Source organism: Kribbella catacumbae DSM 19601, from assembly GCF_000372465.1.
Lineage (GTDB): Bacteria > Actinomycetota > Actinomycetes > Propionibacteriales > Kribbellaceae > Kribbella > Kribbella catacumbae.
In genome coordinates this window covers 110,569-123,528 of record NZ_AQUZ01000001.1, presented here as the reverse complement: position 1 = coordinate 123,528, position 12,960 = coordinate 110,569, and the positions used below count along the sequence as shown (strand labels likewise).

12 protein-coding genes are annotated in these 12,960 nt (G+C 68.3%); 8 read left to right on the top strand and 4 right to left on the bottom strand.

The features are described 5' to 3' along the window. Positions 1-23 precede the first annotated feature (23 nt). Positions 24-2,204, bottom strand: coding sequence for a transketolase (gene tkt, locus A3ES_RS0100575; RefSeq protein ID WP_040453763.1), 2,181 nt, complete (start codon positions 2,202-2,204; stop codon positions 24-26). 395 nt (positions 2,205-2,599) lie between these two features. On the opposite strand from tkt, the gene A3ES_RS0100570 reads away from it, so the two are divergent. After that, positions 2,600-3,514 (top strand): heme o synthase, encoded by a 915-nt coding sequence (locus A3ES_RS0100570; RefSeq protein ID WP_051084599.1) that lies wholly within the window; start codon positions 2,600-2,602, stop codon positions 3,512-3,514. Positions 3,515-4,010: 496 nt separating this feature from the next. Then, complete coding sequence (locus tag A3ES_RS0100560; RefSeq protein ID WP_020384817.1) at positions 4,011-4,679, top strand: ScyD/ScyE family protein; 669 nt, start codon at positions 4,011-4,013, stop codon at positions 4,677-4,679. On the opposite strand, the gene A3ES_RS0100555 is transcribed toward A3ES_RS0100560, so the two are convergent. Genes A3ES_RS0100555 through A3ES_RS45755 form a run of 3 tightly spaced genes read right to left on the bottom strand, consistent with a single transcriptional unit; the run spans position 4,672 to position 7,116 of the window. Then, positions 4,672-5,598: a COX15/CtaA family protein gene (locus tag A3ES_RS0100555; RefSeq protein ID WP_026162440.1), complete on the bottom strand. Its 927-nt coding sequence runs from the start codon at positions 5,596-5,598 to the stop codon at positions 4,672-4,674. The genes A3ES_RS0100560 and A3ES_RS0100555 overlap by 8 nt on opposite strands. Positions 5,599-5,623: 25 nt before the next feature. Continuing rightward, entirely contained in the window at positions 5,624-6,403 is a 780-nt protein-coding gene (locus A3ES_RS0100550) for an ABC transporter permease (RefSeq protein WP_020384815.1), read from the bottom strand. Further along, complete coding sequence (locus tag A3ES_RS45755) at positions 6,400-7,116, bottom strand: ABC transporter ATP-binding protein (protein ID WP_237744824.1); 717 nt, start codon at positions 7,114-7,116, stop codon at positions 6,400-6,402. The genes A3ES_RS0100550 and A3ES_RS45755 overlap by 4 nt, the downstream gene beginning before the upstream one ends. 127 nt (positions 7,117-7,243) lie before the next feature. Between A3ES_RS45755 and A3ES_RS0100540 the strand changes: the two genes are divergently transcribed. The 6 genes from A3ES_RS0100540 to A3ES_RS0100515 are packed head-to-tail and all read left to right on the top strand — an operon-like array spanning position 7,244 to position 12,954. Next, a complete protein-coding gene (locus tag A3ES_RS0100540) occupies positions 7,244-7,972 on the top strand; it encodes a helix-turn-helix transcriptional regulator (RefSeq protein ID WP_420323119.1) in 729 nt (242 codons plus the stop codon). Beyond that, positions 7,969-9,381: a Fe-S cluster assembly protein SufB gene (gene sufB / locus A3ES_RS0100535; RefSeq protein WP_020384812.1), complete on the top strand. Its 1,413-nt coding sequence runs from the start codon at positions 7,969-7,971 to the stop codon at positions 9,379-9,381. Before A3ES_RS0100540 ends, sufB begins: the two co-directional genes overlap by 4 nt. Next, positions 9,381-10,574, top strand: a complete 1,194-nt coding sequence (sufD, locus tag A3ES_RS0100530; RefSeq protein ID WP_020384811.1) for a Fe-S cluster assembly protein SufD — start codon at positions 9,381-9,383, stop codon at positions 10,572-10,574. The genes sufB and sufD overlap by 1 nt, the downstream gene beginning before the upstream one ends. A 2-nt stretch (positions 10,575-10,576) precedes the next feature. After that, positions 10,577-10,912: a non-heme iron oxygenase ferredoxin subunit gene (locus tag A3ES_RS0100525; RefSeq protein WP_020384810.1), complete on the top strand. Its 336-nt coding sequence runs from the start codon at positions 10,577-10,579 to the stop codon at positions 10,910-10,912. A gap of 24 nt (positions 10,913-10,936) precedes the next feature. Further along, complete coding sequence (sufC, locus tag A3ES_RS0100520) at positions 10,937-11,701, top strand: Fe-S cluster assembly ATPase SufC (RefSeq protein WP_020384809.1); 765 nt, start codon at positions 10,937-10,939, stop codon at positions 11,699-11,701. Further along, positions 11,698-12,954, top strand: a complete 1,257-nt coding sequence (locus A3ES_RS0100515) for a cysteine desulfurase (protein WP_020384808.1) — start codon at positions 11,698-11,700, stop codon at positions 12,952-12,954. Before sufC ends, A3ES_RS0100515 begins: the two co-directional genes overlap by 4 nt. Positions 12,955-12,960 lie beyond the last annotated feature (6 nt).

The window sequence follows — 12,960 nt, the reverse complement described above, 5'->3', positions numbered from 1 at the left end:
CCGAATGTTCTGTTGTGGGGTGTTCAGTGCTGGGCGAGGGCGGAGTCGGCCGGTCCGACCGGCCCGGCCGCGGCACGTCCAGCCGGTACGCCGTTGCCACCGAGCTCGGCCGCCGCGGCGATGCTGTCCTTCGCGGCCTGGGCGACGGCGTCGGCGGTGATGCCGAACTCCGTGTACAGCCGCTGGTAGTCGGCCGAGGCGCCGTAGTGCTCCAGGCTCACGCTGCGCCCGGCGTCGCCGATGATCTCGCGCCAGCCGAGCTTGATGCCGGCCTCGACGGAGACGCGGGCCCGGACGCCGGCCGGGATGACCGAGTCGCGGTACGCATCGTCCTGCTCGTCGAACCACTCGCGCGACACCATCGAGACGACCCGCGCCTTGATGCCGTCGGCCGCCAGCGTCTTGCTCGCCTCGACGGCCAGCTGCACCTCGGAGCCGGTACCGATCAGGATGACGTCGGGCGTGCCGTCGGTGTCGAGCAGCGTGTACGCGCCCTTGTGGACGTTCTCCGTAGTCGCGAACCCGTCGGTACCGCGCGGGTAGGTCGGCACGTTCTGCCGGGTCAGCACGAGGCCGGCCGGGCGGTCGGTGTGCTCGAGGATCGCGGCCCAGGCGGCAGCCGTCTCGTTCGCGTCGGCCGGGCGGACGATGTCCAGGCCCGGGATCGCGCGCAGGGCCGCCAGGTGCTCGACCGGCTGGTGGGTCGGGCCGTCCTCGCCGAGACCGATCGAGTCGTGGGTCCAGACATAGGTGACGGGCAGCTTCATCAGCGCGGCCAGCCGGACCGACGGGCGCATGTAGTCGCTGAAGACCAGGAACGTGCCGCCGTACGGCCGGGTGCCGCCGTGCAGGGCGATGCCGTTCATGACCGCGCCCATGCCGTGCTCGCGGATCCCGAAGTGCAGGACGCGCCCGTACTCGTTGCCCTGGAAGTCCTTGGTGGAATGCTCGGCCGGGATGAACGACGGCTCACCCTTGGGGGTGGTGTTGTTCGATCCGGCCAGGTCGGCCGAACCGCCCCAGAGCTCGGGCAGTTGCGGCGCCACCTTGGTGAGCACCTCGCCGGACGCGGACCGGGTGGCGACACCCTTCGCGTCGGCCTCCCAGCTCGGCAGCACGTCCTTCCAGCCGGCCGGCAGTTCGTGCTTGGTGAGCCGGTCGAACAGCTCGGCCTGCTCGGGTGAGGCCTGCCTCCAGCCGTCGAACTTCGCCGTCCACTCGTCCTGGAGCGCCTTGCCGCGCTCGACCGCCGTCCGGGTGTGGGCGATCACCTCGTCGGCGACCTCGAAGTTCTGCTCGGGGTCGAAGCCGAGGATCGTCTTGGTCGCGGCGACCTCGTCGGCACCCGCGGCCGAGCCGTGGATCTTGCCGGTGTTCTGCTTGTTCGGTGCCGGCCAGCCGATGATCGTGCGGAGCTGGATGAAGGTCGGCTTGTCGGCGACGGCGTTACCGGCCTCGATCGCGTCGTACAGGGCCTGCACGTCTTCCTCGTAGCCCTCGCCGCCGTTGGTCCAGTCGACGATGTGGACATCCCAGCCGTACGCCGCGTAACGGGCGGCGACGTCCTCGGAGAACGCGATGTTCGTGTCGTCCTCGATCGAGATCTTGTTGTCGTCGTAGATCAGCGTGAGGTTGCCGAGCTGCTGGTGACCCGCGAGCGAGGAGGTCTCGGAGGAGACGCCCTCCTCCAGGTCGCCGTCGGAGGCGATCACGTACACGTGATGGTCGAAAAGACTTTCACCCTTGGCCGTCTCCGGGTCGAACAGGCCACGCTCGCGGCGGGCCGCCATCGCCATCCCGACCGCGTTGCCGACGCCCTGGCCGAGCGGACCGGTGGTGGTCTCGACGCCGGGGGTGTGGCTGTACTCCGGGTGGCCCGGGGTCGCGCTGCCCCAGGTGCGCAGCGACTTGAGGTCGTCGAGCTCCAGGCCGAAGCCGGCCAGGTAGAGCTGGATGTAGAGGGTCAGGCTGGAATGCCCGGCCGACAGCACGAAGCGGTCGCGGCCGGCCCAGTGCGGGTCGGCGGGGTTGTGCCGCATCACCTTCTGGAACAGCAGGTACGCGGCGGGGGCGAGGCTCATCGCAGTACCGGGGTGGCCGTTGCCGACCTTCTCCACGGCGTCCAGCGCGAGGACCCGCACGGTGTCGACCGCGCGCTTGTCGAGCTCGGTCCAGTCAAGCTTGGGGCTGGTCTTCTCCGTCACGCCGGCGGCGCTCCTCTCGATGGCTGCGAACACTGCAGTTGGATCGGCGTCGAGGGGCCGGCCGGACCAGCTGGTCCCACGCCGATCGCGCCCCCGCGCGTCACCGTGAGCGAGCCTACTCGCCCGGTCGTCCAGCACCTTCCATACCTCGGAAACCTGGACCGGCCTGTCGTTGTTCCCCGGTTGGTCCAGGCGTCTGCCAGATCACATCGGGTACCCGTCCGGGCGCGGCCCGACACCCCGGTCAGGGTGGGTGCAAGGGACTCCTACGGGGCGTCGTAGACTGTCGAACCGTCAGCGCCGGTGCCCGGCGTCAATCATGAGTTTTCGAGGTGTTCGTGACGGCCGTCGACCCGCGTCCAGCCGCGACGACGGCGTACCCGGCGCCGCTGCCGATGGACCCATCCCCTGAGGTTGCCAGTCCGTCGGTGCGCGACGTGATCAAGGCGTACGTCGGTCTGACCAAGCCGCGCATCATCGAGCTCCTGCTGATCACCACGGTTCCGGTGATGTTCCTGGCCGCCGGGGGAGTCCCCGGGCTGGGCGTCGTCGCCGCCACCCTGCTCGGCGGGATCCTCGCGGCCGGCAGCGCGAACACGATCAACTGCGTGCTCGACCGCGACATCGACGAGCAGATGCGCCGCACCCGCCGCCGCCCGCTGCCCCGGCACGCGGTCAGCCCGCGCTCGGCGACGGTCTTCGGCATCGTCCTGGGCATCCTGGCGACGCTGGAGCTCGGGCTGCTGGTCAACTGGCTGTCGTCGCTGCTCGCGCTCGCGGCCAACGCGTTCTACGTCTTCGGCTACACGATGGTGCTCAAGCGCCGTACGGTGCAGAACATCGTCTGGGGCGGGATCGCGGGCTGTTTCCCGACTCTGATCGGGTGGACCTCGGTCACCAACTCGCTGGCTTGGACGCCGTTGGTCTTGTTTGCCGTTGTGTTCTTCTGGACTCCGCCGCACACCTGGGCGCTGGCGATGCGCTACCGCGAGGACTACGCATCGGTGGATGTGCCGATGCTCCCTGTAGTCGCGACGCCGGTGCAGACGGCCCGCCAAATCCTGGCGTACTCGATCCTCATGGTGATCACGTCGCTGGCCCTCTGGCCGGTCGGCGGGACCGGCTGGGTCTACCCGCTGGCGGCCGTTGTCCTAGGCATCGTCTTCCTCCGCGAAGCCTTCGCCCTCCTGGCGCGAGCCAACACCGGCGCCGACGGCCCGGCTCTGCGGCCGATGCGCCTGTTCCACTTCTCCAACATCTACCTGGCCCTGCTCTTCATCGCCGCAGCCATCGACCCGCTCCTGCGCTAGCACTCCGGCCTACGTCGCCAACCCCGCTCACCCCCGGGCCAAGGCACGCTGGCGCCTCTGACCACTAGCCCGCTACAGCCCGCCAGTGGCCGTCCGCCCTCACCCAGCTTCCGCCCCGCAGTTCCCTCATCGTCAACTGCCTCACCGCCGGGCCGACGCCCCGACGCGGTACCGCGACCTTGAGCACCGGGTGGGCGGCTGATCCGCGATCGGGCGACTGGGTGGTGCTCAAGGTGCTGGGAGAGATGGGTAGGGGTGCGACTTTGGGCACGGGGTGGGTGGGTGAGTGGCACTTGGGTGACTGGTCGGTGCTCAAGGTCGAGTGGGGGTGACGCTGGAGCCGCGCTCCTGGGGTGAGCGCCGTAGTACCAGCCTGACCGGGCAGAGGTTGTTGCCCTGTCGCCCTATGTGCCCTCGGTGTGCGGGTGGTGCATGGGGGCTTGCCGTTGACCTGGGCGGTTCGTGGTACCAGGCGACGGACCCGGATCCCTACAACTTGGCGGATTCGCCGACCGAGACGAACCCGTTCGGCGTGGCGACGCTGCGTGACGGCACGATTCTCGTTGCCGATGCCGCGAACAACGATCTCCTCCGGGTGTGGCCGAACGGCACGATCAAGACGGTCGCCCGGCTCAAGCCGCGCGTCGTGAAGGTGCCGGCCGGTCTACCTCCGGGTACTCCGCCGGCAGGCGCGCTGATCCCGGCTGAAGCCGTCGCAACGTCGGTGGCGGTCGGATCGGACGGCTGCTACTACGTGGGCGAGCTCCGTGGCTTCCCGGCATCGCCTACTACTTCGCAGGTCTGGCGGATCAAGCCCGGCTCGGTCAACGCGGTCTGTGACCCGGTGAATCCGTTCAAGGGCAACTGCCAGCGGTACGCCGACGGCTACACGTCGATCGTCGACCTGGCGGCCGGCCCGCGTGGAACGCTCGCCGTCGTCGAGTTGGCCAAGGTCGGTTGGCTGCAGTGGGAGCTGAGCGGTCAGCCGACCGCGGTGGGCTCGCTGTTCCTGCAGTACCCGGGCCACCACCACAAGGCCGGCTACAAGAAGGAACTTGCCCCAGGCAAGCTCCAACTGCCGGCCGGCGCGGCGATCAACAAGGCTGGCCACGTCTTCGTCTCGTCGCCGCTCTTTGGCCCTGGTGCTGTCTACCGGATCAAGTAGCCGGCGTGCCGCGTTCGCCGTATACGGCTGTCACCAGGGCGATCAGTACTGCGGCGAAGAACATGTGGATCAAGACCAGCACCCACGGCAGACCCGTGAAGTACTGCGTGAAGCCGACCGCGCCCTGTAGCAGCTCCATCGCCAGTAGCCAGGCAGCGAGTTTGCGCAGGGTGCGGGAGGTGGCCGTGACGCGGGTGGCGATTACCAGCGCGATCGAGGCGCCCAGCAAGGCGAACACGACGTCGGCGTGCAATTGGCTGATCACCGTCTCGTCCAAACCGTTCCGGCCGGTCTCGGGATCGCCCGAGTGCGGTCCGGCACCGGTGACGAGGGTGCCGAGGGCAACGGCCAGCCAGACCGCAACCACACAAGCGGTCGCGAGTGCGCGGACCACCGGGGGAGTGTGCGGGTAGGGGCTCGTCCTTGACCGCCGCATCATTGCCACGGTCAACGTGATGATGATCGGCGACACCAGGAAGTGCGCGGAGACGATCCACGGGTTCAGCCCGGTGAGAACACTCACTCCACCGATGAGGGCCTGCAGCGGGACGCCCAGAGCGGCTGCCGTGGCGAGTCGTCGCAGGTCGGTACGTCGTGGCCGGTAGCGCATCACCGCGAGCCAGGTGCAGATCGCGATCACCGCGACCACGAACCCGAGCATCCGGTTCCCGAACTCGATCGCGCCGTGAATCCCGAGCTCACCGTGCGGCACGTACGACTCATCGGTGCAGGACGGCCAGGTTGGGCAGCCCAGTCCGGACCCGGTCAGCCGGACGAGTCCGCCGGTCGCCACGATGCCGATGTTGGCCACGACAGAGGCCCAGCCCCAGCGGCGTACGGCGTCCAGGCTCGGCTCTGGCACCAGTCGCCAGAATCCGTTGACAGGCTCGGCTTCAGGGGCAGGAGCATCCGTGGTCACCGGCACACTCTAGAGAAGGACTTTCTTAGTCCCACCGGAAGGTCCTGGACACCAGGTATCCGAGCACTCCGGCCCACAACGCCAAAGACAGTGCTGCGGCCCACGGCACAACGCCTTCCAGGGTGGAGTTCGCCAGCCCATTGGCCAGCGCAGCACTGGGCAGCAGCCGTACTACGCCCTGCAGGCCCTCGGGGTACTCCTCGACGGGCGTCATGATCGCGCCGCCGACCAACAGCAGCAGGTACAGGAGATTCGCCGCGGCCAGAGTCGCCTCGGCGCGCAGTACCCCGGCCATCAGCAACCCGAGCGACGCGAAGGCGGCAGTACCGCACAACACCATCAGTAGGACGCCGAAGACCGCAGCAGCCCCGCCGACCGGATTCCAGCCCAAAGCGAAGCCCGCGCCGATCAGCACGGCCAGCTGGATCACCTGGATCGCTAGGACCGAGCCGATCTTCCCGGCGAGCAAACCGGTCCGGGACAGGGGAGAGGCGCCCAGTCGCTTGATAACGCCGTACCGGCGCTCGAAACCCGTAGCGATGGCCAGGGAGGTGAAGGACGTCGACAGCACGGCCAGGGCGAGCACCCGCGGTACTGCGAGGTCCACGGCCGGTCCGTCGCCGAGGGGGAGGCGGTCACCGAGACCCGTGCCTCCCAGGAGCAGCAGGAGGCCCAGCGGGATCACCAGAGCCAGCAGTAGCTGCTCCCCGTTGCGCAGTAGCAGGCGGAACTCCATCACTGCATGCGAGTAGACCTTGCGGTGCCAGGGCGCAGAGCCAGGGCGGGGGACGTACGTAGTACTCACTTGCTCTCCCGAGCCGTCAGCGCCAGATAGACATCCTCGAGCGACTTGGCGCCGTGCTCGGTCAGTACGTCGGGAGTGCCGGAGGCGATCACCTTGCCGGCCGACACCACATGCACCTGGTCGGACAACTGCTCGGCCTCGTCCATCGCGTGGGTGGTCAGTACGACGGTCACGCCGTCGTCGCGGAGATCCCGGATCAGCTGCCAGATCTCCCGGCGGCCGTGCGGGTCCAGCCCGGTCGTCGGCTCGTCCAGGAACACGATCTCCGGCCGCCCGACGATCGCCATCGCCAGCGACAGGCGCTGCTTCTGCCCACCCGAGAGCCGCCGGTACGGCGTACGGCCGCAGGTGCCGAGGTCGAGCCGCTCGATCAGGGCCGGGAGGTCCAGCGGGTGGACGTGTAGCGAGGCGACGTACCGGAGCATCTCCAGCGCGCGGACGCCCGACCAGGCGCCACCCTCCTGCAGCATCACGCCGATTCTGGGCATCAGCTTGTCGTGGTCGGCGATCGGGTCCAGCCCGAGCACCCGGACCTGGCCCGAGTCGGGTCGCCGGAAGCCCTCACAGCTCTCCACCGTGGTGGTCTTGCCGGCGCCGTTGGGGCCGAGGACGGACGTGACTGTTCCGCCGGTTACGGTGAGACTGAGCCCGTCGACAGCGGCCTTCTCGCCGTACCGGACGACGAGATTGTCGATCTCCACCGCGACTGGCACATACGCAGTGTAGGAAACGGCGAGACGTGACGCTGCTCACGGTCACCTTTCCACCCAGGCGGAGTGGCGTGAACCGGTTAGGGCAGCCTTATTTGAAGGCCCTCGGTATTTAGGTGACACTGATGTTGTGAAAACTCCCGCAGAGAGCAGCCGCGTGCCTTCGGGCACTGCTGTGGCGCGGGACGAGTCCACCCGGGACCGGGTCGCCCGCTCGATCCTGACCAACGGGCCGTCCAGCGCCGCGGTGCTGGCCGAGCGGCTCGAACTGACCCCGGCGGCGGTCCGCCGGCACCTCGACCACCTCCTCGACGAGGGTCTGGTCGAGAGCCGCGAGGAGCGCGTCTACGGCCCCCGTGGCCGCGGACGTCCCGCCAAGGTCTTCGTGCTGACCGACACCGGCCGGCACGCCTTCCACCAGGCCTACGACGACCTGGCCGCGACCGCTCTGCGCTTCATCGCGGAGTCCAGCGGTGACGAAGCGGTGATCGACTTCGCTCGCCAGCGGTCCGCCGAGGTGGAGAAGCGGTACCGGGCGCTGCTCGACCTGGCGCCCGAGGGCAAGGAGGCGGAGGTGCTCGCCCAGGCGCTGACCGCGGACGGTTACGCCGCCTCCACGATGCAAGCCGGTGCCGGCGAGCAACTGTGCCAGCACCACTGCCCGGTCGCGCACGTGGCAACTCAGTTCCCCCAGCTGTGCGAGGCGGAGGCCGAGGTGTTCTCGAGACTCCTCGGCCGGCACGTCCAGCGACTGGCCACCATCGCCCACGGCGACGGTGTCTGTACGACACACATTCCCGGTGCCCCGGCATCGGTTTCCCCTGTATCCGACAGCGAATCTGCGAGGACTGCACGATGACGCAAACCGCTCACCCCGAGCTCGAAGGGCTCGGCACGTACAAGTTCGGCTGGTCCGACAGTGACGCTGCCGGTTCCGTCGCCAAGCGCGGCATCAGCGCCGACGTGGTGCAAGGCATCTCGACGCTGAAGAGTGAGCCGGAGTGGATGCTCGACCTGCGGATGAAGGGCCTGAAGCTCTTCGACCGCAAGCCGATGCCGTCGTGGGGTGCCGACCTGTCCGGTATCGACTTCGACAACATCAAGTACTTCGTCCGCTCGACGGAGAAGCAGGCCACCAGCTGGGAAGAGCTGCCCGAGGACATCAAGAACACCTACGACCGGCTCGGTATCCCGGAGGCGGAGAAGCAGCGCCTGGTGGCCGGCGTCGCGGCGCAGTACGAGTCGGAGGTCGTCTACCACCAGATCCGTGAGGACCTGGAGGCGCAGGGCGTCATCTTCCTGGACACCGACACCGGCCTGCGCGAGCACCCGGAGATCTTCCAGGAGTACTTCGGCTCCGTGATCCCGGTCGGCGACAACAAGTTCGCCGCGCTGAACACGGCGGTCTGGTCCGGCGGCTCGTTCATCTACGTGCCCAAGGGCGTCAAGGTGGACATCCCGCTGCAGGCCTACTTCCGGATCAACACCGAGAACATGGGCCAGTTCGAGCGGACCCTGATCATCGTCGACGAAGACGCCTACGTGCACTACGTCGAGGGCTGTACGGCGCCGATCTACAAGTCGGACTCGCTGCACTCCGCGGTGGTCGAGATCATCGTGAAGAAGGGCGCCCGCTGCCGCTACACGACGATCCAGAACTGGTCGAACAACGTCTACAACCTGGTCACCAAGCGCGCCACCTGCGAAGAGGGCGCGACGATGGAGTGGATCGACGGCAACATCGGTTCCAAGGTGACGATGAAGTACCCGGCCGTGTACCTGATGGGCGAGCACGCCAAGGGCGAGACCCTGTCGGTCGCGTTCGCGGGCGAGGGCCAGCACCAGGACGCCGGCTCCAAGATGGTGCACAACGCGCCGTACACCTCCAGCTCGATCGTGTCGAAGTCGGTGGCCCGCGGTGGCGGCCGGACGTCGTACCGGGGGCTCGTCGAGGTGGCGCCGGGTGCGCACCACAGCAAGTCCACGGTGCGCTGTGACGCGCTGCTGGTCGACACCATCAGCCGTTCGGACACCTACCCGTACGTCGACGTCCGCGAGGACGACGTGGCGATGGGGCACGAGGCGACCGTGTCCAAGGTCAGCGACGACCAGCTCTTCTACCTGATGAGCCGCGGGATGGCCGAGGACGAGGCGATGGCGATGATCGTCCGCGGCTTCATCGAGCCGATCGCCCGCGAACTCCCGATGGAGTACGCGCTGGAACTGAACCGACTGATCGAGCTGCAGATGGAAGGGGCCGTCGGCTGATGTCAGCCACCGAAACCCTGGTTGCGACCGGTAACCAGGCGCACTCCCACGGGCCGGGCTCCCCAGTGCCGTTGCAGGCCCGGAACGAGCGGACCACGTCGTACGACGTGGCCGACTTCCCGGTGCCGAACGGCCGTGAAGAGGAGTGGCGCTTCACGCCGGTCAAGGCCCTCAAGGCGCTGTTCGCCGACGAGGCCGGCACCGAGACCCCGAAGATCGACGCGTACGGCCCCGACGGCGTCGTCGTCGAGAGCATCGCCCTCGACACGGTCAAGGTGCTCACGCCGCAGGACCGGATCGCCGCTGTCGCCTGGACCCATGCGGGTGCTGCGACGGCCGTGCGCATCCCGGTCGAGGCCGAGCTGACCGAGCCCGTGCACGTGAACGTCGCGAGCCTCGGCGGCCGTGGCTACGGTCACCTGGTGATCGAGGCCGGCCGGCACAGCCGCGCGACCGTGATCATCGACCACACCGGCAGCGGTGAGTACGGCGCCAACGTCGAGATCGTGGTCGGAGACGGCGCCGAGCTGCGCGTCGTGTCGATTCAGCAGGGCGACCACGAGTCGATCCACATCGGTCAGCACGACGCCGTGATCGGCCGCGACGCCAAGCTCAACCATGTCACCGTGACGCTGGGCGGCAAGATCGTCCGGCTCTCCACCAACGTCCGGTACGCCGGTCCGGGTGGTGACGCGAACCTGCTCGGCGTGCTGTTCGCCGAGTCGGGCCAGCACCACGAGAACCGGCTCTTCGTCGACCACGAGGCGATCAACTGTAAGAGCAACGTGCTCTACAAGGGCGTGCTCGCCGGCGACCATGCCCGCTCGGTGTGGATCGGCGACGTGCTGATCCGGGCCGCGGCCGAGGGCACCAACACCTTCGAGCTGAACCGGAACCTGGTCCTGACCGACGGGGCACGCGCCGACTCGGTGCCGAACCTGGAGATCGAGACCGGCGAGATCGAGGGCGCCGGGCACGCTTCGGCGACCGGCCGGTTCGACGACGAGCAACTGTTCTACCTGCAGGCCCGCGGCATCCCCGAGGACGAGGCACGGCGTCTGGTGGTGTCCGGCTTCTTCAACGACATCATCGGCCGGATCGGCGTCCCCGAGGTCAGCGAGCACCTGCACGACGTGATCGAGCAGAAGCTCGCGCGGACGGCAGAGCTGAGCGCCGCGGCGGCCAAGGCCTGACCATGAGTGACTCGTTCGAACGCGCTTGCGCGGTGGCCGACGTTCCCGACGAGGGAGTGGTGGCCACCGAGGTCGGCGGCGTCGAGGTGGCGGTCGTGAAGAGCGAAGGCCAGTACTTCGCCGTTCGCGACGAGTGCTCACACGCGCAGATCCAGCTGTCCGAGGGTGATGTCGGCGGCTGCGAGATCGAGTGCTGGCTGCACGGCTCCCGGTTCGACCTGCGCACCGGCGAGCCGACCAGCCTGCCGGCGTACGACCCGGTGCCGGTCTATCCGGTCCGCGTGGACGGCGACGATCTGCTGGTCGACGTCAAGAACCCCCTGAACCAGGCTTCCTAGTAAAAGACGGAGAATAGAAACCCCATGGCGACACTCGAGATCCGCGACCTGCACGTGTCGGTCGACACCGAGAACGGCCCGAAGGAGATCCTGCGCGGCGTCGACCTGACCATCGCCGGTGGTCAGACGCACGCGATCATGGGTCCGAACGGTTCCGGCAAGTCCACGCTGGCGTACTCGATCGCCGGCCACCCGAAGTACAACGTCACCAGCGGCACCGTGACGCTGGACGGCGAGGACGTGCTCGACATGAAGGTCGACGAGCGCGCCCGGGCCGGCCTGTTCCTGGCCATGCAGTACCCGGTCGAGGTGCCCGGCGTGTCCGTGTCGAACTTCCTCCGGACCGCCAAGACCGCGATCGACGGCGAGGCGCCGAAGCTGCGTACCTGGGTCAAGGACGTGAACAAGGCGCTGACCGACCTGGACATGGACCCCGACTTCGGCACCCGGAACGTGAACGAGGGCTTCTCCGGTGGTGAGAAGAAGCGGCACGAGATCGTCCAGCTGGAGTTGCTGAACCCGAAGATCGCGATCCTCGACGAGACCGACTCCGGCCTCGACATCGACGCGCTGAAGATCGTCTCCACCGGCGTCAACCGGTTCGCGGAGCAGGGTGACAAGGGCGTTCTGCTGATCACCCATTACACCCGGATCCTGCGCTACATCAAGCCGGACTTCGTGCACGTCTTCGTCGACGGCAAGGTTGCCGAAGAGGGTGGCCACGAGCTCGCCGACGAGCTCGAGGCCAACGGGTACGAGCGCTTCCTGAAGACAGGCGCGAAGGCATGACGGGCGCCCGGACGTTCAGCAGTCCCCTGGACCTGCAGTCAGTCCGGGCGGACTTCCCGATCCTCGCGCGCGAACTCGCGAACGGGTTCCCGCTGACCTACCTGGACTCGGCGAACTCCTCGCAGAAGCCGGCCCAGGTGGTGCAGGCTCTCTCTGACCATTACCTGAAGCACAACGCGAACGTCGCCCGCGCCATGCACCAGCTCGGCGCGGAGGCGACAGCGGCGTACGAGGGTGGCCGGGACAAGGTCGCCGCCTTCATCGGCGCGACCAACCGGAACGAGATCGTCTTCACCAAGAACGCCTCCGAGGCGCTCAACCTGGCCGCCCACACGCTCGGCGCGGCGCTCAAGCCGGGGGACGAGGTGGTGATCTCCGAGATGGAGCACCACAGCAACATCGTCCCGTGGCAGCTCGCCTGCGAGCGGACCGGTGCCACGCTGCGCTGGTTCGGCGTCACCGACGAGGGTCGGCTGGACCTGAGCAACATCGAGGAGCTGATCACCGAGCGGACCAAGGTCGTCTCGCTGACCTGGGTCTCGAACGCGCTCGGCACGATCAACCCGATCACGGAGATCGCCGCCAAGGCGCACGCGGTCGGCGCGCTGGTCGTCGTCGACGCCTCGCAGGCGGTGCCTCAGTTCCCGGTCGACGTTTCTACTTTGGGCGCGGACCTGCTCGCCTTCACCGGCCACAAGGCCGTCGGCCCCACGGGCATCGGCGTGCTCTGGGGACGGTACGAGCTGCTCGCCGAGCTGCCGCCCTTCCTGGGTGGGGGCGAGATGATCGAGGTCGTGCGGATGACCGGCTCGACCTATGCCCCGCCGCCGGCCCGCTTCGAGGCCGGTACGCCGCCGATCGCGCAGGCGGTCGGGCTCGGTGCCGCCCTGGACTACCTGGCCGGCATCGGGATGGACAAGGTCGCGGCCCACGAGCAGGCGATCACGGCGTACGCGCTGGAGGGTTTGCTGAGCGTGCCCGGGCTGAAGATCCTCGGGCCGACCGACATCGCCGACCGCGGCGGCGCGATCAGCTTCGAGCTCGACGGCGTTCACCCGCACGACGTGGCGACCGTGCTGGACACCCGCGGGATCGCAGTACGGGCCGGGCATCACTGTGCGCGGCCGGTGCACGAGCGGTTCGGCGTACAGTCCTCGACGCGGGCATCCTTTTACCTGTACACGACGCCGGAGGAGGTCGACGCGCTCGTCGACGGCCTGGGCTTCGTTCGTTCCTTCTTCAAGGTGGCTTGACGGCTT